The 21534-nt window shown below is 48.1% G+C and carries 14 protein-coding genes; 9 read left to right on the top strand and 5 right to left on the bottom strand.

Annotation, left to right across the window (positions count from 1 at the left end; all coding sequences use genetic code 11):
• Positions 1-2: 2 nt before the first annotated feature.
• The 4 genes from A3709_RS01650 to A3709_RS01635 form a co-directional block, all read right to left on the bottom strand.
• Positions 3-2891 carry an NHLP bacteriocin export ABC transporter permease/ATPase subunit gene (locus A3709_RS01650; RefSeq protein WP_066049117.1) on the bottom strand — a complete coding sequence of 963 codons (2889 nt, stop codon included), beginning with the start codon at positions 2889-2891 and terminating at the stop codon, positions 3-5.
• Positions 2888-5098 carry an NHLP family bacteriocin export ABC transporter peptidase/permease/ATPase subunit gene (locus A3709_RS01645; RefSeq protein ID WP_066049114.1) on the bottom strand — a complete coding sequence of 737 codons (2211 nt, stop codon included), beginning with the start codon at positions 5096-5098 and terminating at the stop codon, positions 2888-2890. The genes A3709_RS01650 and A3709_RS01645 overlap by 4 nt, the downstream gene beginning before the upstream one ends.
• 2 nt (positions 5099-5100) lie before the next feature.
• The gene (locus tag A3709_RS01640; RefSeq protein WP_197484030.1) at positions 5101-6144 is read right to left on the bottom strand and encodes an NHLP bacteriocin system secretion protein; all 1044 of its coding nucleotides are present in this window, start codon (positions 6142-6144) and stop codon (positions 5101-5103) included.
• Positions 6145-6311: 167 nt separating this feature from the next.
• Positions 6312-7931, bottom strand: coding sequence for a TolC family protein (locus tag A3709_RS01635; RefSeq protein WP_197484029.1), 1620 nt, complete (start codon positions 7929-7931; stop codon positions 6312-6314).
• A gap of 407 nt (positions 7932-8338) precedes the next feature.
• On the opposite strand from A3709_RS01635, the gene idi reads away from it, so the two are divergent.
• The 9 genes from idi to A3709_RS01590 all read left to right on the top strand — a co-directional run bounded on the left by idi (position 8339) and on the right by A3709_RS01590 (position 19525).
• Complete coding sequence (idi, locus tag A3709_RS01630; RefSeq protein WP_066049105.1) at positions 8339-8932, top strand: isopentenyl-diphosphate Delta-isomerase; 594 nt, start codon at positions 8339-8341, stop codon at positions 8930-8932.
• Positions 8933-9080: 148 nt separating this feature from the next.
• Positions 9081-11390 carry an arginase family protein gene (locus A3709_RS01625; RefSeq protein ID WP_066049102.1) on the top strand — a complete coding sequence of 770 codons (2310 nt, stop codon included), beginning with the start codon at positions 9081-9083 and terminating at the stop codon, positions 11388-11390.
• Positions 11391-11468: 78 nt separating this feature from the next.
• A complete protein-coding gene (locus A3709_RS01620) occupies positions 11469-11708 on the top strand; it encodes a MoaD/ThiS family protein (RefSeq protein ID WP_082849813.1) in 240 nt (79 codons plus the stop codon).
• Between the two features lie 55 nt (positions 11709-11763).
• A complete protein-coding gene (locus A3709_RS01615; RefSeq protein WP_066049098.1) occupies positions 11764-12822 on the top strand; it encodes a HesA/MoeB/ThiF family protein in 1059 nt (352 codons plus the stop codon).
• Between the two features lie 113 nt (positions 12823-12935).
• The gene (locus A3709_RS01610; RefSeq protein WP_066049095.1) at positions 12936-14093 is read left to right on the top strand and encodes an FAD-binding oxidoreductase; all 1158 of its coding nucleotides are present in this window, start codon (positions 12936-12938) and stop codon (positions 14091-14093) included.
• Positions 14094-14114: 21 nt separating this feature from the next.
• Positions 14115-15479 carry a TfuA-like protein gene (locus tag A3709_RS01605; RefSeq protein WP_066049092.1) on the top strand — a complete coding sequence of 455 codons (1365 nt, stop codon included), beginning with the start codon at positions 14115-14117 and terminating at the stop codon, positions 15477-15479.
• Positions 15476-16678, top strand: a complete 1203-nt coding sequence (locus A3709_RS01600; protein WP_066049089.1) for a YcaO-like family protein — start codon at positions 15476-15478, stop codon at positions 16676-16678. The genes A3709_RS01605 and A3709_RS01600 overlap by 4 nt, the downstream gene beginning before the upstream one ends.
• Before the next feature lie 89 nt (positions 16679-16767).
• Positions 16768-17412: a hypothetical protein gene (locus A3709_RS01595; RefSeq protein ID WP_156507528.1), complete on the top strand. Its 645-nt coding sequence runs from the start codon at positions 16768-16770 to the stop codon at positions 17410-17412.
• 28 nt (positions 17413-17440) lie between these two features.
• Positions 17441-19525, top strand: a complete 2085-nt coding sequence (locus A3709_RS01590; RefSeq protein WP_066049083.1) for an NAD(P)/FAD-dependent oxidoreductase — start codon at positions 17441-17443, stop codon at positions 19523-19525.
• Between the two features lie 502 nt (positions 19526-20027).
• Here A3709_RS01590 and A3709_RS22970 read toward each other — a convergent pair.
• Entirely contained in the window at positions 20028-21161 is a 1134-nt protein-coding gene (locus A3709_RS22970; protein WP_156507527.1) for a hypothetical protein, read from the bottom strand.
• Between the last annotated feature and the right edge of the window lie 373 nt (positions 21162-21534).

Genomic DNA, 21534 nt, shown 5'->3' with positions numbered 1-21534 from the left:
TTTCATAGTTTCTGCCGCCTTGCTAATTCTGCAAAGAATCCATCCAACTTCATTAGCTCGTCGTAGGTCCCGTCCTCCACAATTTTTCCTTCATGCAAGTACAGAATCCGGTTAGCCTTAACAATGGTGCTCAACCTGTGTGCGATTACAATGCGTGTAACACGTAACTGTTCAAGACTCTCTGTAACGATAGCCTGCGTGCGATTATCCAGCGCACTAGTCGCCTCATCAAAATAGAGAATATTCGGCTTATGAACAATTGCCCTAGCGATCATCAACCTCTGGATCTGGCCACCGGACAAGACCCCTGAACTGACGTTGGTATGCAAGCCCATTGGCATTGCCTCAATATCGTCCTTAAGGCCACAAAGCCTGGCCGCCTCCCATGCATCGTCCTCGGTAAGTGGTGACGAGCCGACAATATTCTTGAAAATATCACCCATCAGCAAACTACCATTTTGCAGGACTACACCCAACTGTCGGCGTAAAGAGGCTATTTCCAATCGATCAATATCTATATCATCATAGAAAACGTTACCACTGCTTGGAGTTTCAAAACCAAGCAATAAACGCAGCAGTGTCGATTTTCCGGAGCCAGAACTGCCGACCAAAGCGACATATTCGCCAGGCGATACCTCCAGATCGATACTTTTAAGGATATCTGGACCATCTTCCTCATAACGGAAACTAAGGTTACTGACCTCTATTTTTCCACTAAGCGTCGGGGCTTGCTGACGGTCAATTGAACGTTCAGGTATCGCTTGGAGAACGGGCTTCGAGTTTTCGTAAATAGGGATTACGGCCATGAGACTCATAGCTGCCTCGGTTAAGCCGAGCATACCACTTAGAAAAGAGCCGTAAGCTACGTTAAAGGCAACAAACTGGCCGATCGAGATTTGCTTGTCATCAGTGGCACCGTAGTGAATCACTGCCCAAAATATAAGAATACTGCTGAGAACGGGTAATACAGAATTGTAAGTTTCCAGATAGTTGCTCACATTCTCGGCTTTGTAGACTTGCGGGCGCTGTTCTGCAAAAACAGCGCTCCATTGAAAAAATGCTCTGGCCTCTGCTCCAGTATTTCTCAACTTCGAGACGCTCTCGAGCAGCTGAAGGACTAGACCAGCCAGTTCGTTACTCAGTTTGGTTTCCTTCCTCATGTAACCCAGCTTGATATAGTTGACAATCAAAGTGGCTACTATCGTGAGTAACGCGAGACCTGCTGCTATCCAAGCCAACTTGCTGTCATAGTAAAAGAGTAGAATGAAGTAGAAGATAGAAAAAACACCACTAATCAGGGCAGTCGATGTTGTACCCGACAAGATGTTCATGATGGAGGAAACACCATTAGCACGAGTAGAAAGCTCACCTGCCGAATACTGCTGGAAAAAAGGCACAGGTAGGGCGAGCAGCCTATCCCATACAGCGGTTTGAATGGCCATACCGTTTTTACCCTGGAATCGTTGCATGGCGATCCCACGAGTTATTTCAAACATTGCGTCCGCGAACGCGATTGCGACCAGTCCGGCGCCAATAAAGTACAACTGATTTAGATTAGCTTCAGGAATAATGTCATCGATCAGTAGTGACATCGCAACGGGCGTTAGCATTCCGAGGAGCGCACCTAGAAGACTGATGAACAGAGTCATCCACATATCTCTCTTACTATTACGCATACCGAACTTGAGTAGTTCGCGAATAGAAAGTGCTTTATCTTCCATCGGGCGATAGAAAAAATGCGCTACAGTTTTTAGCTCAGCAGCATATTCCTCCCCTACATGCACAAAGTCCCCCACCAAGGAGTCAAATGCAAGATATTTATTGGGACCGTCTTGGACAAGAGCCACAGGCCTATCGTCCTCAGCGTGGAAAGCTAATAGAGTTCCGTGATCGTTTTTCCACCACTCCCCACGAAGAAAAACTTCACGACTGCGAAAGACATTCTGAAATTCGATATCACGTAAAGTGAGAGGTGTGCCATTATCATTACCGACAGGCTCCCTAAACTGAATGCCTTCTTTGTCCGCAACGATGCGGCAAGCAAGGATCAGTGGAGCCTCGTCTGTACTGTAGTTTCCCGAACCACTTCTACTAAATATGCGTGTTAGAACTCTCAGACCATTTCCAAGCTGTAAGCTTTGATTAGTCTGTTGCTGCTTAAGTCGCTCGTTTTCTGACTTGAGTTGTCGTTTCTTGCGCTGGACAAAAGCATGAAGTAATTTACCGTTCAGCGCATCTAATATGTCACGATCTTGGAGCAGTCGTTCTAAATGTTTCTCGCCGAGGATTTTGACCCTCGCTCCCTCACTGCCAAAGAACCAGCCATCAGAAGCAAAGACCATCAAATCGCCGGATTCGAGTGTTAAATCATATACGTGTTGTACCGCACCGTTGAGAATCTCAACAAAATACAGGTCTTGACTGCGATTGACATAGACTCTTTCGTCAGAGGTTTCGTATTCCTCGATTTCACCCATCGTGACTTCGGTCAGAGCGGGTACAGTCACCTTATACTCAGCAACGAGTGTTGTGAACCAGTTTTTCAGGAGAACTTCAGGACTAATCGTCTCGCCATCGCAAGATGACAACATAGCTGACCTTGCGAGGCAGTAAACCTCAGAGTCAGGACCCGGCACGAAGCAAAACATCTTGTCATCGCTACTTTCTGCCGGCAAACCCATCATCATTTGTCCGCAGCCAAAATAGCCAACATGTGACTTAGCCCCAACCGCAGCTCCCTGTTGTACACTAGTGAGGAAAAGGTCAGCGCCGCCAGCCACAACCAAATAGCACGTTCCGGGATCATCCAATAAAACGATCTTTTCAGATGCATCCAGCACAACGCCACCTAACCTGATGGCAGCCTCTCGAACTAATTCACTAGAACTCATCCGGCACCTACCAATGCTGCATACAACCCTTCAGATTCCTCGAGCAATTCATCATGAGTCCCGCGCTGGGCGATTTTTCCTTGATCCATGACGATAATCTCGTCGCAATCTCGGATCGTCGATAGGCGATGAGCGACGATCAAACAAGTGCATCCGCGACTTCTCAAATTTTTGTCTATTAAGCGCTCTGAAGTTGGATCCAAAGCACTGGTCGCTTCATCTAGAACCAGAATTCGAGGTTGGGTAACCAAAGCCCGTGCAATTTCAAGGCGCTGTAACTGCCCACCACTGAAGTTTGATCCACCCTCTTCCAGTTCGCTGTCGTAGGCTCCACGACGGGAGGAAATCACTTTATGAACTTCAGCATCCTTGGCAGCTCTTATGATCACGGACTCGGGTACCGTTCTATCCCACAGAGTGAGGTTGTCTCGGACGGAGCCCTCAATTACGCTTATACTTTGATCCACCATTGCCAGCGAGTTGTTCATGCATAGTCTAGGGATTTCACGACGATTTTTACCGTCAAAAAGAATCTCGCCCTCCCATGCCTGATACAAACCCATGACCAGCTTTGACACAGTCGATTTTCCGGAACCGGAAGGACCTACCAAAGCCACTCGACGACCGGGCTCAATAGTGAGATTAAGATTCTCAATCAACGGAGGCTCGATCGGACTATAGCCGAAAGAGATGTTTTTTAGTTCAAGTTTTCCAGACAGCCGGAGATCTGCATCCTCAGGCTCGTGCTCAAAATCATATTCGCTTTTGTCGACCTCTAGTACGGTATCAGTCTCATACTTCATCACATCATCGATACGCGTCATGCTGCCCTCCAGCTCCTGCAATTTGCCGGCCATGTTGACCAGGTTAGTCACAGGTGCCACAAACGCCCCCATCAATGCCTGAAATGCAGCGAGTTCTCCCATAGTGAGTTCGCCCTGCATTACCAACTGCCCCCCGAATGTGACAATTGCCGCTGCATTCAAAGCTGTTAGCAATACAGGGACGGCTGATAACGTATTAGATGTAGCGTCTAGCTCCATATTGGCGTTGAACACCTTGGCGTGATAACCACTCCATTGCGAAAAAAAGTCGTTTTCTCTGCCACTGGCTTTTAGGGACTCGATGGCCATGAGACCGTTCATTGAAGCACCCATAAAGCGCCCAGAATCCTGCTGTGACCTCAAACTCAGATCACGGCGCTTTCTGGCAACCCATGAGAGGTAAATGATATTTATTGACACCACACTCATTCCAATGAGTGCTAAACGCACGTCATAAAACAGAAGAAGCGCACCAAAAAAGATAACAGAAACAAGGTCCAGAGCTGTAGATAGTAGATCTCTGGAGATCAACCTGGCTATCTGGTCATTGATCGCGACGCGCGAAGAAATATCTCCAGATGAACGCTGTGTGTAGAAAAGCACTGGCAAGTGTAAGACATGCCAAAAAAAGCTCGCTGACTCCCTGAGCGCGAGCTTAGTCTCCAATCGAATGAGGTAGTATTCCTTCANCCACGTGAGGATACCGGTCAGCACCGCCGTTATAAACATGACCATGAGCAACGGCCTAAACCAATCCTCTAACTGGCCAATCATGATATTGTCCACAAATACCTTAGTGAATATTGGCGTCACTAAGCCTGGAAGTACCAATGCTAGGCCAACAAGGAAAAGAAACTGGACATCAACCCATGAAGTTTCAACGCGCTTTTTGAGGGCACCCAGCATCGATGGTTTCTTGCCATCGGCAACAAATTCCTCCGTAGGCTCAAAAATCAGGGTGATTCCGGAAAAAGAACCGTCAAATTCGTCCCAGGTCACAGTTCGCGGTCCGGTCGCTGGGTCGTTTAGGTAAACTCTATCGCCATTGACGCCCTCCACCACCAAAAAGTGGTTGAAATTCCAGAAAACTACAACCGGAAATGGTTTCTGCAGCAGTTTTTTTGGCGACAGCGTAAAGCCCTTGGCTTTCAGACCAAATGACCTCGCCGCTGCCATTATATTAGACGCTTTACTTCCGTCGCGAGAAACTCCGCAAGCAACCCTAAGCTCTTCCAGAGGAATAAACTTCTTGTGGTAACGAAGGATAATGCCAAGTGCTGCAGCACCACACTCTACCGCCTCCATCTGCAATAATGTTGGTGTTTTGACTCGCTTTACATAGCGTTTCTGCGTCTTCTTTGCCCCGCTTTTATCCTCAGGCATTATCAATAGACCCCCAGGAACTTGCGAATCGCAGGCACTACCAACGTTATTGGGGCTTGCTTCCGAGTGGTCACCTGAGCGCTAGCCAACGTGCCTGGTTCGATCGTGGTATCCGGGCCTTTAGGCGACGTCCATCGATACCCACTCTCGTTTTCTTCGTTAGTGTCTGGAATGAGATCTGCCTTGATCTGGATGGGTGAGCCGACAGAAGATAATTGTCTTACTAACTGGTCATTGTGAAGTACCGCCATCATACCGTTGTATGTCGCGGGATACGGTGCGACATATGTAACTCTGCCAATCAAAGTTCCATACTCCTCGCGCTTGACTGTTGCCGGTGATATTCTCACCTCGGCGCCTAACTTGATGTTTTTAGCAGGCCCTGCAGGGACATAGCAAACGGTCTCAACATTTTTCACACTTAGGCCACTGGGCTCCAGATTCAGAAGCGGCGTACCTACACCCACCAGCTGCCCGTCAGCAGCCATGACCTCAATCACCCGGCCAGAATGATCACTATAAACCCGGGAAGCTTCTTCGAGTCTTCTACGCTCCGCCTCCAAGGTCCTATTCGCTTGATCCAACTGGTTCTGTAACTCCTCTATTTGCAAGGGAAGCTGCTCTAGTTCCGTTCTCAGGTTTGCCAATCGGCTCTTATCTTCTTGGACTAACTGCCTTGTAACCAAACCTTCGGCGAACAGCTTTTCCCTGCTTATGATTCTGTTTTCTAAGTCATTGATCTGCATTTTTATCGCAGCGGTACGTTGATCAACAACCAACTCCTGAGATGCAATTTTCTCATCCAAATCAACACGGTCTTCCAGCATATTTCGATATCGAGTCCTCAAGTCTCGCTGTTGTAACCGCGCAATCAGCTGTCCTTGCTCAATGTCGTCTCCCTCCCTCACCGCGAGATCTGAAACCCGACCCTGATTGTTAAAGGTAATCTCCTGAATGCCGCCACTCCGCATTAAGATACAACTACCAAGGACATTGGTAGGCAACTCGCCTCGCACACCCCACACGAGTGCGGCAACAAGGATCACGCCACATCCTCCGAGAGCAAGCCATCCAGTGGGAGATGTCACTTGCACAAGCTGGTCTAGTTGGTCTGGTGATGAAAGCCTATCTAGCGCTTCTTTCCGAAAGATTGACATGGTTACGTCTCAGTTAAGCGGGCAGGACACTTTAAACATCTAGACCGCAAAGAATTTTAGGGGCGTTGCCCCCCCACACTTAGCACGTCATTGAACAGGTCCTCACCTCTTTGCAGATCAGCCAGCTTAATTGAGTTTCCCTCTCCTGAAGTCATCCTTCCGGAAAGAAACCTCAACTGTGCTAATACGATACTGTAATTAACCTGCTCTTGGATGAGGTCTAACTCAGAGACAAGTAAGCGGTCTTGAACATTCAACACATCCAATACAGTGCCCGCATTGAGTCTTACTTTTCTTCTCTCGTTTTGAAGGTTCTTCTGGTTCAGCGATACTCTTTCTTGGGCTTCTCTGTAGCGAAGTTGTGATTGCTGCAGCGCAAATATTGTTGCTTTTAGGTTCGCTCGAGTGGACCGCTCCAACTCCATAAGCTCATAGCGTCGCTGCTGTCGACTAAGTTCCGTTATCCTCTGCCTGGCCTTATTGCTCGTTTGACCAGGGGCCCACAGGAAATCCAGCCGCACCTCCCAGTCCGGACCGAAGGTCGGGCCGGTGGCACTCCGAAAGAGAGCCTGTTCATCATCATAAGTTTTCACATTGCCAGCGAAGACTAAGTCGAGGTCAGGGCGCGTGGCATCTTTGGCAAGTTCAACTTGTTTTTCGGCAAGATCCAGACGCTTCGTCACAGCGAGAAAATCATCTCTGAACTCTTTTATGCTATCGAGAAGCTCCAATTCATTGATGCCTCCAAGTTTTTTGACAGCATCAGACGGTGTAGCCAGCTCGTCTACTGGGTTATCCTGTTCCGGAGTGGTAGGAGGCAATATCACCCCCATGCTAGTAGCCAGCGCATTTTTCGCATCAATGACACTCTGCTCTCCACTCAGTAGCGAGCTTCGGCGCTGCGCAAGCTGAGCCTCGACGAGGCCAAGTTCTGATCGTGGCAACTCGTGAAGATCAATCAGCTTCTGAACGTTCTCGACAGTTTTTTCACTCTGCTCTCTCGTTTCTCTAAGAATACCAAGAGAATCAACAGCGCCGCGGTACCTCCAATAATCTGTAACAGTTTGCAGGGCTAACAAATCTACTTGGTAATAAAGGTCTCGCTGACTCGCCTCATAATCTAGCTTGGCGAGTTCTATAGGCAGCGTGGTGAGATAGCGTCCGCGACCCTGCCACAATGGAAAGGTGATACTGAGACCCAAGGCACTTCGCCCAACTTCATCAATGCGCCGGCCCTCAAAGTCTCTGGCTGCCCCATCGCTAGTCACACCAAAACTAACAATCGGGCTAGATTTCAGTCGCTTTTGAACTGTCGAGTCAAAAAGATAGCTCTCACCATCTACGCCGATGACATCGACAAGTCCACCGTTAGCATCTTGAATGGGGCTGGGGTCTTCTGATGATTTGTAGGATGCAGACGCACTCAGAAGCGAATCAAACTGGCCTTCTTCTACACTAATGTTCTCTCTTGAGCCCGCGGTAGCTAGACGCGCCAACCTCAGCTGAGAATTATTCGCGACTGCCGTCTCAATAGCTCCTATAACAGAAAGCTTTTCGAAAACATTCCTGGAGTTGGATTCAATGCCACCCTCACCCATTATGGCTTCGCTATCCCGGTATAAGCTGCGATCGAGATCTAAATCAATATCGAGTGAGTTTTGCCCGTAACTGAGCATCGCGCAGGACACTAGCGGCCAGACCAGCCACCTATTGGTTCGCCCCCCCCCTGAAACGAAACGCATCCCTTTCTCTCGTCCTTATTTTTTGTTAGAAGTATATGCGAACTTATAAATAACGCAAACTGACCAAGTCAACTACTACGCAACATGTCTGACTTGGAGATCTGGACTCATCATCACCAGTCCGGCAAACTGCAGAACCGTACTTAACAAACTCTATCACATGGGTGCCATGCAATTTTCCAGTGACATCGCTCTCTGCCCATCCCGCGACACTCTAATCCAGCAACACTCTTGCTGTGACTTCTCTCAGACTTCTATTATTAATAAATCATATGTAGTGCGCCGTCTATTATTCAAATGCAACGACAACCTCCTGTGTACGCTAAAGGTGATCTAACTTTTTGAAAATCCTGGACAAACACGAGATCGTCTCGTTTGAGAATGACCAGCTCATTCTCGTGAATAACGAAGATGTGTCAGTTGGCAAGATGGCAAAGATTGAATGCCACTTGGGGAGCGGACACCTTCACAGAGGGTTTTCGGTATTCGTATTCAACGCAGCGGGCGAAGTACTTCTGCAACGACGCAGCGCCAGTAAAATGCTGTGGCCACTGTATTGGTCAAACGCCTGTTGCAGTCATCCGCGCTATGGTGAATCGGATACATCAGCTGCCCACAGGCGATTGCGAGAAGAACTCGGTATCCGTGCGGAGCTGGATTTCATATACAAGTTCGTTTACCGGGCAGAATACGAAAACATCGGTGTAGAACATGAAATGTGCTCAGTCTGGATAGGCATGGCCGAGGCAGCCGATGTGCGAGTCAATGAAAACGAGATTTCCGACTGGAAGTTTGTTTCGATGGATAAGCTGGAAAAAGACCTTAAAACGTCGCCAGACACCTTCACCCCGTGGATGAAATTGGAATGGCTACGGTTGAAAAACGAATTTGCCACCCTGTGTCCGCCCCGCTGGCAGAAACGACACGAGAGTTAACACAATGGATCAAAAGTTTAGACTGTTATCAACCATAGCGGTCTCCGCCTATGCAGACTCGCATTACATTTTCGATCGCTCAGCAGAATCATCCAGTATCGTATACGTGCCGACGCAGAGGGTGTCCGCAGGTTTGTATAGAGTAATTATGAGAATCAAGGAGTCTGTGCCTGCTCATAAGGGCCTTTCTCTTGCTGAGCTTCAGGACTTGTTTAATGATGACAGTGACAAGGCTAGAGTCGGGAAGTTAGTGGCGGCGGGTTATCTTGAGCCTTATGCGGAGGCGATGGCTCATATCCAAGGAGACCAATCGAACTCCATACAGCCCTCGGTGAAATCGGACTATGTATCTTTTTTCCGAGATCGCGTCGTCAACCACTACCTGCGGAAACCAATTTTCTTCAACCTTCCAAATCAGGTGGAAAGCCTTCAAGTCGATGTCGGTCTCGTTGGCGTCCCCATATCGACACTTCCAGTATCGACCGGAACTACTCATTCAACGCTTGGACTGCGCCAATATTCTCAGAAATTCGGATTCTGGTTCGATGTCGCTAAGAATGGTGCGTACTCAGAAATCGGCTGTGACGACTCGAAACCCAGCCTCATGTGCAAAGATGTAGTGATCAAAGATTTTGGCGATCTGGGCGGCGATTCGCGCACAGTGGGAGACTTATTCAGGACCATCGATAACTTTATAGCTTCTGAAATTTGTAGCAATCGCATTCGCCCTCTCTTTATCGGCGGCGATCACGCTGTTACCTTTCCGATTGTCGATAGCCTATTGAAACACTATCCGGACTTGGTTTTGCTGCACTTAGATGCACATAATGACCTTTTTTACGCTGATCAGGTTTCTTTTTCACACGCAAACCCCATCCTCGGCCTCTTGATGCACTCGGGGTTGAAAAAGGTGTTCTCATTCGGTTTAAGAACGAACTGCGATATGCGGGTTGACTCGTTCAGACAGCTTGATCAGTCGGAAGAGATCTTTGACCGCCTAAGTATGTTCTCGCTGGGTGCGTTACGGGCGAGATTGCGGGACATAGAAAGTCTCAAAAGCTATCTGAAGGAACGGATCGGTGAGGATACTCCAGTATATTTAACCATCGACTTGGATGTCCTATCAGATGGCAGTATCAGTGGCCAGCTATCAACCCCGGCCGGTCACGGTTTAGAGTTCTATGAGCTCTACAACTTTGTCAATGCGGCAATGGACAGTCTCAACGTTATCGGCGGTGACGTAGTCGAACTCAACGTCGATACGCGCAATGGCGAGAACGAACCTCTTAGAGACACAACCGTCTTACTAATACAAATGATTCATGGCTTAGCCAAGAATGCTCAGCGGTACCAAGATAAAGCAACCCTGCGCCGGGCAACTAACGTTTTTTCGGACGATAACTCATCCACCCAAACAGGCCGCACAGAGCAGGCTCGCATCAAGACCATCCGAAATTTTGCTGCCGAAGAGCATCCTTTATTTTCTCAAAAACCAGAAAAGAGAGACATCTCGTCATTGAGCTACGATACCTTCGTCGATGAATTCGTTCTCCCTGGCCTACCTGTGATCCTAACGGGTTGCGGAGGATTCGAGAAGCTTAGTCGGTGGTCGCTAGATTATTTCCTGGAACGAGTTCCTCGCAGTGGGATTGCTGATGTCACTATATTCTCTCGGCCTTTTGAACATAATCGAACTCGTTCTGTAAAAATGACATTGTGGGATATCTTGGCGAAGCTGCGTTCACGCCGATCCCTATCCTTGTCCGGCCTGGATGAAAGGTACAGTCTAACCGACTGGAACTTCCTGGAAGCCTTACCCAAACTAGCTGACGACTATAATGTTCCTGCTTGGTTTGATATGGATATGAGCCACGACCTAGGCTTTCCTGCAAATAGTCTGAAATGGGTGTATATGGGAGAAGCAGGGACCGGCTCACCGACACATCTGGATGTAGCCCATTCATCAGCATGGCTGATGCTTGCCAGCGGTAGAAAACACTGGCGTTTTGTCGTTGGTGACGACGTTTCAAAATGCGATGATGGTAGCGGGTGGATGGATCTGTTTTCTCCTGATACAGCTCTTTTCCCGGGCACTGGAACACTCTCTGGGTATGACTATGTGCAGTCGGCCGGAGAAATTATCTGGACGCCTCCGGGATGCTTGCACGCAGTGAGAAATCTTGAAGACTCTATAGCCCTAACACAAAACTACATCGACCTAACAAATCTCTCTAACTGTATTGTCGCTCTTGGTAACAGACAGGGCAATTTTAAAGATAAAGAGTGGCTGTCACAGAAAGTGAGTTCAGCCATCAAAAGAGCCGATACACATGGGTTTGGCGGCGCGATAGCGAAAGTAATGCCCCAGCTACGTTCAACAATCAGACAGTTCTCTGAAGAGTCTCAACGGTTTCAGCAGAACCTAGAAAATACACTGAGGGTTATAGAGAGGCCATGAGCAGATCCATGATTCGATTCCAAGAAGTGTCTCATTTCACCCCCATAGACGAACGTTAGCGTGAAGGAGGGAATCCATATGCAAATCGAAGTGCGATATTTTGCTTCTCTACGAGATGCCAGCATGATGGAGATGGAGCAGATAAAAACCTCAGCGAAAACCGTCTCGGAGCTGTTCGATGAACTAAATGCCAGACATACCTTCACCATAGACAAGAAATATTTGCGCGCTTCTCGAGATGGAGCGTACATTGAACTAGATACGCCTCTAAATGAAACTGATAGCATAACGTTTATACCCCCCATATCGGGAGGATAGGCCAGCAATCAATAATTGTATTCAAGATTTACTTATCGCTTGGCTAACGCAAACTATGAAACAGAATAAGGAAGCATACGATCTTTTCTTTCAGCGCCAGACGATTCTCGAAGAGGTAGGTAGATCTGGTCAAAGCTACCTAAGGAATGCAAAGGTGCTGGTGATTGGCGCGGGCGGTTTGGGCTGCCCTGTCCTTCACTATATAACTGCTGCGGGTGTCGGCCAGATCACTATCTGCGACCATGACCGTGTCGAATACACTAACCTTCACAGGCAAGTTATTTACTCGCCTGATGATGTCGGTCAACATAAGGCCAAGATCGCAGCTTCAAGGCTTCGCGCTCAAAACCCGCATACTAAGATCACATCTTCAACACTCAAGTTCGACCTAGACAGTGATATTACATGCTACGATCTGGTTATCGACTGTTCGGATAATTTCCGAACTAAATTCATAGCGCACGACCTCTGTTTTATACACAGCAAACCTCTCATCCAAGCCAGCATTCATAAGTTCGAGGGACAAGTTCAAGTCTATCGTTTCGATCGAAAGAGAGAGGAAGCACCGTGCCTCAGATGTCTTTGGCCCGACATGCCTGATCCAAGTTCTGTGCAAAACTGCAACGAAGCTGGCGTCCTAGGGTTCGTCCCCGGTGTGGTAGGCTCGATTCAGGCCTCGGAAGCAATTAAATTGTTGCTCGGGTTGCCAACCCTCGATACAGGTGAAACGCTTATGATCCTGCTTAAAAATTTTACAACTGAGAAAATTGCCTGGAACAAGTCAGCTGACTGCGCTCTATGTAACTACGATAACGTCAGCTTTGATTCATCAGCTTATGGCGATACCAGTGCAGAAGTGCGATATTCGGAAGTAAACCAAAGCAATTGGTCCATTATCAGCCTGGTTGGACCAGACGCGCGCTTACCCACAGCACACATGTGTTCGCTAGATAATATCAATGAACTCGCCAGTCAGTTCGGGAAAGACAGCAAGATTCTCGTCGTGTGCAGGCGAGGTATCACGAGCCTGAATGGTGTTAAGATCTTGAGAGAAGCAGGCTACCAAGAATGTTTCTCACTCGCAGGCGGCCTCGAAAATCTATCGGAAGACTAAGAGGGCTTTTCATTCCCTGAGGCCACCTAGTATCATTGACGTCGATTTGTAGTGTAACCCGCGGCGCCTTCGTCTTCTCTCGTTTTACAATAAATCGAATAACCAGCGCTAATATGCTCAAAATTGAACAACAAACTTCTCCGCTCTACGACTATGGCAAGCTTTATGGGAGCGAGTATCCTTACAATGTTTGCTACCCATCCACAATCTCCGAAGTCCAAAATCTAGTACTCGAAGCAATTAGATGTGAACACAAACTTAGAGTGAGGGGGAGCGGGCACACATTCAATGGTTGCACTCTACCCCGTGGCAACGAAATTCTTATCAGAACGGAGAAACTTAACTGGTTTCGATATGAAGAACGCGGTACCGTCACAGTCGGCTGCGGCGCACTGGTTTGGGATATTCGAGATCTGGTTGCCGAGCAAGGATTTACTATGCCGGTTTATAACGGCGGCTGGGCTGGTCCGACACTTGGCGGCTACATAAATGCAGGCGGTTTCGGTAAAGGTTCGCTCTCGGATGAACATGGAGGACTTTGGGAAAACATACTGAGCATTACGTTCGTCGACGGCACAGGGCAGCTGCATTGCATAGATAGGCGGGATGAGCGATTTAAATGGCTGTTCGCGAGCTATGGCCAGCTTGGCATTTTCGTTGAAGCAAAGTTAAGACTGGCACCAAGGAATGGACTTGCAAACCTACTGTATCCTCTCGATTACGATGGCATAGTACCCAAACGGCAGACTGAAGATCCAAGAGAAAACGACCATAAGCAGGGAGAAAGTGAGGAAATTCTGTTTTGGTTTAGTTTACTTGTTCGGCCTGAGGCAGAAAAAGTCGCGTGGAACGAACTAAGGGCATTTTGTCTGCGTCATACCGACGCGTTGACACCAGATGGTGGCTGGGCAGGCCCAACCCTAAATGGGACACCCATCGGTTATCACTACAATATTAAATTTCTCAACTTTATGCCTCCTCTACTGTATTCAAGAAATGAGGCGTTTCTCGTCGTCGGTGTTATGTGCATATTGAGCATAGATGCTGTTAGCGACAACGATCACGTGTTGACCATCGAACAAGACTTTATTGCGCTCGCGGAGCGTAACGATTTCGAGTTATATCTACAGGCTGAAAATATTGGCCGGAATGTAAAATATCGCAACTATTACTCAGCTGATGTGTATGCGAAGTTCTGTGAACTAAAAAAAGCCTTCGACCCAGGCATGATCATTAATAGTGGCACTTTCTTTTCGGCAGAGGATGCCTGAGCGGTGAGGATCGACCCCTCTATGAATACTGCGGTTTTTCTTGGCCCGTCCCTGCCTAGGAAAATTGCTAAATCAATTTTCCCTGCCAACTACTTCCCGCCAATCAAACTTGGCGATCTTTATAAACTAACTGCTAGCCATATACAAACAGTGGTGATTGTTGACGGTCTCTTCGACGCAACCACCCCAGTCTGGCATCGAGAAATTCTTGCCTTTATCAATTCCAATAAGAAAGTCATCGGATGTTCCAGCATGGGGGCGCTACGTGCGGCAGAGATGGCGCCCTATGGGATGCGCGGGTATGGGAAGATCTTTCAGTGGTATCGAGACGGTGTAATTGATGGAGACGATGAAGTCTCTTTGCTTCACGGAACAGAAGAACTAGGCTACTTAAAAATATCAGAGCCTATGGTCAACCTTCGGCACAATATCTCAAGGGCGGTGGACCAGGGCCTTCTTTCTGAGTATCAGCAGAGTGTGCTCATAAATCAGCTGGGCGAGCTCTACTTCGGTGATAGATCTGTTAATGGACTACTAGAAAATATCGACGAACATGGTTGGCAATCCACTGAACTGACGGCGTTGATAAAGAACGATTTCGAGGATATAAAGGCAATTGACGCTGAGAACCTCCTAGAGGAGCTACAGAGGGGTAATCTGCCCGATCGCGAGGAAAGCAAGGGCTGGTTTCAAGCAACGAATAAGCATAACGCAATCGCAGATATCGAGTTGGGCTACCGCGGGACAGTCAACGAGAACTATGCTGTGGTCCCTAATCTCGAGATACTCGCCTCACTGAGGCATCAATGGTCGAAATATTCAGGCATGGAGACACAAGCGAGCGCTTGGCAGTTTCTCCGACTCGCTCTGGACAATTCCAGTAAGTCGGATACATCCAGCTACAGTGAAGCTGAGAATTATAAGGATCATCACACTCAAAGAAATCCGGAAGTACTCAATAAGCTTTTAACCAATAATGGGCTCTTAGAAGAGGAGTGGATCAACGAACACCGCTTTTTATTCCAACTTTATAATGCACTTGAGCAGGGCGCAAAAGAAAACGCCGAAGAGTCAGATAAGCTTCAAACACTCATCGAGGCGGACTCGTCGAAGTACAAGATGCTGTTTCTTGATTTTTCCAGACTGGGGAAAGCGCACTCCCTAGAGGCCTCACAGGTAAGTCTGGTAACCGACTGGGCACGCTACAGAGGCTTCGGCCCCTTTGAATATGGCTCCGCGAACCCACGAGTAAACGAGGAAAGTAGTCTGGAATATTACCACTGGTTGATAACACACGGACCCGGGCATTTCGGCTACTACTGGAATCCCCTCATAGCGGTGTTTCGAAAATTACAACTAGAAGATCGTCTATCCGAGCTAATATGAAAACACCTACTCATGCAAAAATTGCTAGTGAAAGGCTTGAGATCGGCTATAGTCGAGGCACTCAGCGCATTAGGACGCCCCAAGAGACGTTATCATCTATCAAATCAATGCTGCCTCGCATGGGTATTACACGCGTCCCCGATATCACTAGACTGGACCGCATCGGAATCCCAACCTGTTGCGCAGTACGCCCAACAGCTTCAGTGCTTCAGGTATCAAACGGCAAGGGATCTAGCAAAAGCGCGGCACAGGTTTCAGCGGTCATGGAATCTGTGGAGCTTTTTCACACTGAGAACAGCTCAATGTACTCATTTCGACATTGCTCACAAAAGGACCTTCAGAAAGACGGCAAGAGCATAATAAGTCACACCCACCTACCCTCATTCAGGCATGACATTTATTACAACGAGAACGTAAAGCTCGACTGGATAAAAGGCACCGATATCAACCAAGCTACAGAGGTCTACGCACCGGCAAGTGCAATCTTCTTCAACCAACAGCCAGCATTCCATATCCCAACCACAAACGGGTTGGCGAGTGGCAATCATATCATTGAGGCATCTATCCATGCGGTCTACGAGTTGCTCGAGAGGGATGCTGGCTCAAGATTGAGCGTCAATGGAAAAATCGACCTCAAGAGGCGTGCTAAGGTTATCGACATATCTACCATAAAGGACCCTGTTCTTACCGACTTCACCGATAGGATGGTGCACGGAGGCGATCTTCGCCTGATATGGGTAAAAAGTGCTATAAATGTCCACACTTTCTGGGCAGTACTGCTCAACCCTGTTGCAATGAGTTCCTTAACGTCGCTCAATATAGGTTGGGGTACGCATAGGGATCCTCAAATCGCTGCGAGCAGAGCTATCACGGAAGCTGCACAGTCTAGGCTGACCGCTATTCATGGGGCGCGTGAGGACATCATCGCCCAAGCCGGTTATCACAATAAAAATGTACGCAAAAGCTCTGCCTATACCTTCTTTAAAAGACTGCAGGCCGACGCGACATGGTCAGATATCCCAAATTATTCGCGACTGAACACTGGTAACCTCATCGATGAATGGAATTTCCTAGTAAACGAAATGAAAGAGTCTGGCGTTAAAGATCTCTATCAGTTTGATCTGACACTTGATCGCATCGAAATACCGGTCGTGAAAATAATCTCACCGCAACTCTCCTTCAATCAAAAGATGTTTTAGTCGTCATGTTCTTTCGCTCACAAATACTCAGTGAACAGGAGTGCGTTGAGATTGTCGCTTCCATCCACAGGTTACAAGCGGAGTGGCAGTTGCGAGATTTGAATGGACTGCATACTCTGGGAGCTGCCGCTTATCTAGATGCACCATCGATAGAAACTATCGACCATTTTAAATTAGATGCTCCACGGCCGGGACAGTACACCGAACTAGCCTGCCGCAAGAACATTACCTTACGCTATGAGTTTTCTTCCCTTTATGCAAAATTGCAAGCAGCATTTGATGAGAAGCTTGGCGATACCGTCAGATACGCCGACGGCAAAGCTCTTCCTGGTTTCCACATTTACTCTAGCAGACCGGAGTACAGCCAAGCAGCCTCTCACGTTCCTCATTATGATCGCCAATACGAGACAATTGACTGGGGCAAGAATGTTCAAGTTGGCTCGGAAACCACGTTATCGTTCACGCTCACGCTCCAACAGCCATCTAGTGGCGCGGGACTACACGTCTGGGACGTCGAGCTCGAGGATATCCTCAAGATGGGGAAAGCCGAAGCAGTGAGTTATATACGCAAAGCCGAGTGCCGGAAAGAGGCCTACCACGTCGGAGAACTTTTCTGTCATCCCGGCCACACTCTTCATCGCATAGCCCCCTGGGAATACAAAGTTGGCGAGTATCGAATTACACTGCAGGGTCACGCTATTCACATCGACGGTCACTGGCAGCTGTATTGGTAAATACTACCCGGGGCACATTGGAGTAATTATGGAAAAGGAACAAATTTATGCCGATGTTATCGTTCTTGGCGGCAGTATTTCTGCCAGTGTCACTGCGCTAGCACTACAAGCACAAAACTTGACTGTTGCCCTAGTTGACAAGGGCAAGCATCCAAGATTTGCACTAGGCGAGTCATTACTAAAACCAACCGTATACTGGATGCGTCTTTTGGCTGCCCGCTTCGGGATACCCGAATTAGACATCGTTGCTAATCTAGACAAAATCAATAGCAGCATCTCAACCAACTGTGGTATCAAACGCTGTTTTGGCTTCGTACAGCACCAACCATATTCCACTCAAATATCCGATAAGTGGTGGAGCAATATTCCACTGAGTTTCGAAGATGACGTTGCTGAAGCACATCTATATAGACAGGATATCGATTCTTACCTTTTTGCAGCTGCCAATGAACGCTGCAGCCATGTTTTTCCCGCGGCCGAAATTGAGCACATACAAGTATCCCCCGACATTGTCACTCTGAGCCTAGAAAAAATCAGAATTGAAGCCAAGTACATGGTCGATTGCGGCGGCGGAAAGTCCTTGATGGCTGACAAGTTCGCCCTCAGAGAAGATCCACCGAGGTTTAAGAGCAACACTCGATCCATCTTCACCCACATGTCAAATGTCCAACCCTTCGATGACTTGGAAGTGACTCCAGCGCCAGGCATAAATTGGCATGAGGGCACGCTGCACCATCTCCTTGATGACGCCTGGATATGGGTAATCCCGTTTGACAATCAGCAAGAATCAACTAACGCGATGGTAAGTGTAGGCGTCACTTTCGATCGCGATCGTTGGCCCAGGAATGACCAATCTCCGGAGGAGGAGTGGGAAAACCTGCTTCGGATGTATCCGATATTGCGCTCGCAATTTGGTAACGCAGAGACCGCACGGCCCTGGATATCTACAGATAGGTTGCAGTATTCGTCTTCTAGTGCACTTGGAGAGCGCTTTTGTCTTCTGGGCCAATCTTATGGTGGTATTGACGCCTTATACTCCCGCGGACTACTAAACACGATGCAATGTATATATTTACTAGCCACAAGTCTTGGCAAGGCCTTCCAAGAAGATAATTTCAAAAATACTCTAACTCCACTACAAAATCTGCAGGATAGCCTGCTTGAGATCAATGATCTACTTACGTGCGGCAGCTATAGCGGATTTGGAAACCCAGCGCTCACTGAGTGGTGGCTCTCCATCTGGACCCTTGTAGAAAAGCAGAGCATTGCCCATGTACAAGAGGCGTTCACACTCGCCACAGCCGCATCTACCGCCGACGATCTCGACCACTGGGCACCCATTGTCGATCGAGCGTATCACTCAGGCACCGCCATTGCCCATCAAGACCTGTTGCTTGCGTTTTTGCGAGAGGCAGTCGATATAGGTGAGCAATTCAAATCAGGCCAAATCAATACTGAGGCTACACACGAGAAACTACTGGAGGCGTCAAAGCCCCTGAAGCAGCTTGGCTTCGAATACAACACCTATATCAGACCTCTTAAAGTGCTGGGGTTCAATCCGATTTCCAGAATTTTTCTAGATACCGAGATGACATTGGCTCAACTGGCACGGGATCTAGATTCCACAGAGCTTTTTCAGGCTAGGCTCCGCACAAGTCCAACGACTAAGTGTCTTGTTCGATTACTCACCAGCGCAACGGTCTCTGCTCGTCGTAAGAATAGGTCATTGCAACACACTGACGATGTCGAACTGCACTGGACTCAAGACAGGCTGAAAAACGACTTAGCAGTGATATCTCAATCCTTAAATTTGTCACCCTCGCAAGCTGCACTGGTAACTAAGGACGCCTCTTTCATCTCTGCACTTGAGTTTAGTTCAATAAATCCACAATCGCATGAGCAATTAGAAAAGTGGGACGGGGGTTCGTGCCTTCTACGTCGAACGATCGCTGGGAGAAAGCTCTCAGTGTTTCACAAGAAAGATCGAGGAGGTCACGTACACCTTCGCATCTTGTGCAGCTCCCCCGAAGGCAATATAAAGATTGGATTGAGCATCTCTCAAGTCTTTGCCTACAACGTCCTCGATTCGGAGAACTTCGAGCCTGCAGCTTAAGCGGAGTGCAGAGGCTAGAAAAAACCGCCATTTCACCGAGGTTGGCAAGTAACGGCCGCCCGTCAACTCTAAAATGACTAATGGCTATGAGCTCTTCGAAAATAGATGCGTCTAGCAACATCCACTGTAACGGCGCATGCACTCCCGAGCTTCACGAATAGCAACCCCCAGACTTATCGAGAAGGGAGCGCCACCGATTTCTTGCACATTGAACTCGACGTCACTCTTCGTCTATGTCAGCGACTTTCGCCTAGGTGAGCAATCAACTTATTATCTCAAAAACGTGGCCGACTAGATTTTTCTCACGATAGCATTGTTGCGAATACGAGGAATGTGATTGGTACAAACAGGCAGGTCTTACCTATGTGGAATATGAGAGGGAACACGAACACGTGACTTTTGAGCAGAAGAATCAAAAGTATCAATGTTTCTAAGTAGCAGACAACCAGTAGCCGCTAGTATATCTCACGCACCCCAGATGCTTAGAAGCGCGCGATAAATCTTACTTGTATCGCACCATATTCATCTGCTCCCTTAAATTCTCCCGAGACATGCGATCATGGGATACACCAAGATAAGCCTTGGCGGAGAGGGGGAGTTTTGGTTGAAAAACCACCTTTATATGGTGAAGCCAATAGTTCATCTGATTGGCTACGCCGTGCCCTGCTAGTATCGCCATTTTGAGCAAATAGTCTGGCCATAAATCCGAAGAACGATCTTGATGAACCAGGCCGTGAAACTGAATCATCGCATCTACCTTGGCGGAGGTGGCACAGCCGTTATCAACAAGCCAGCTTCCCAAATGCGCAATGCGTTCAAGCGTCTTGAGATCTCTTCCGAAATAACATTCAAGCCCGACTTTCCCCAAAACCGATTCTCCTACATCTATGTCAAGGTCAATGCGCTCACAGCGCTGGGCTAGCGCAGTGAGGGTGGACGCAAGCATGTATTGCTCTCCTTGCCAGCCCACCTCAAGTAGCATCGGAACTACCTCCTCCACTTTAATATCTCGGATGCAAACTCGAATTGCGGGCATATTCCGCGCGAACATGACCCCAAGCTGAAAAATATAAGAACCCGGCGGCAGCGCACGAAATAACTTCTCAAGCGCCCTGCCTCTAGCTGCCACGAGGGCTTCGGGGCACAACCTTTCTAGGCAGACTTTTATGAGTGCTTCATGCCTTCTTGCCTGTGCCTGGTCGCATACTTTAGGTAATCCAAAAAAAAGGCTCGGTAGGTAATCTGGTCCTGAAGTTGAAGTATCAAATTCCAACCAGATATTTTGCAACCGCTGGTAAAGTGCGGAGTTTTCGTTTTCCCAAAGAAGGCAAAAATCGCGAACATGGCACCATGCTGGGTATGAAAAAAGTGAGGGACTTAACGCAATCCCGCTGTGCCGGCCTGCTATTATCCTAGAATGCCCTTCTAACTGCGTGCTGCAGAAAAGGAAGTCTGCCGAGTGGGATGCCTCAGAAAGAGGGCACTCAAAGCCAAAAAACGCACTGATCTGTCCTGGTAATCCAAGAGCGAGTTTCTCGATTTTTGCAAGCGACGATGGGGGTACAAGAATATCTGGTATAACGGGCTTGAGAGGAGGGAAAAACTCTCCCAGCGAAAATATACTGTTTGAGTTCAACGTGCTTTTTCGAGCTGAGCCCTACTCATAAACATTATCCCCGTATGCACCATGGCGATGCAAAGTATAGAGAACGAGAAGATATCTACCATCTTCCTCCTGCCCTAGTTCGCTGCATATTACCCACTGTCGTCCCAGCGACGTATACGGCATCGCCAATAACAGCAGCAGGAAGCGCAGTGGTGAATGCGAATCCACCAGCGCCCTGATCTAATTCTTCGTCAGATAATTCCATCTCCGAAGTATCGGGTGCCAATACAATCGTCATCTCACCGCGCTTCTCAACGATAGGCCTGAACTCTGTGTCTCCAAAAGCCCCAGGTTCCAAACCATATTCCGCTTCGAGTGGTACCCCTTGGATCTTTCAGAAATG

Source organism: Halioglobus sp. HI00S01, assembly GCF_001635445.1.
In the GTDB taxonomy this organism is placed as follows: domain Bacteria; phylum Pseudomonadota; class Gammaproteobacteria; order Pseudomonadales; family Halieaceae; genus Halioglobus; species Halioglobus japonicus.
The sequence above is the reverse complement of the archived record's forward strand: the minus strand, read 5'-3'. Positions and strand labels throughout refer to the sequence as shown.